The sequence below is a fragment of the Kurthia massiliensis genome, from assembly GCF_000285555.1.
GTDB classification, from domain to species: Bacteria; Bacillota; Bacilli; order Bacillales_A; family Planococcaceae; genus Kurthia; species Kurthia massiliensis.
In genome coordinates this window covers 1-257 of sequence record NZ_CAEU01000094.1, presented here as the reverse complement: position 1 = coordinate 257, position 257 = coordinate 1, and the positions used below count along the sequence as shown (strand labels likewise).

Genomic DNA, 257 nt, shown 5'->3' with positions numbered 1-257 from the left:
GATGCCCACACGCATGACAAAGTTGGCTCGATGGATAGAACCGTGAAATCTTCACAATTTCACGACCATACCACTTTGCCTTATACATCAGTTTTTGCACAAAAGAGGACCATGACACATCACTAATTGCTTTTGCCAATTTACGATTTTTCATCATCCCTTTTGTATTTAAATCTTCAAGGCAAATGACGTCATAGTTGCGAATCAATTCCGTTGATAGCTTGTTTAAAAAATCTTCACGTTGAAACGCAACACGC

At 38.9% G+C, this 257-nt stretch carries 1 protein-coding gene; it reads right to left on the bottom strand.

The window, feature by feature from the left end:
- Positions 1 to 257, bottom strand: a 257-nt coding sequence (locus KMHG_RS17130; RefSeq protein ID WP_010285716.1) for an RNA-guided endonuclease TnpB family protein, incomplete at both ends; no start/stop codon positions are given.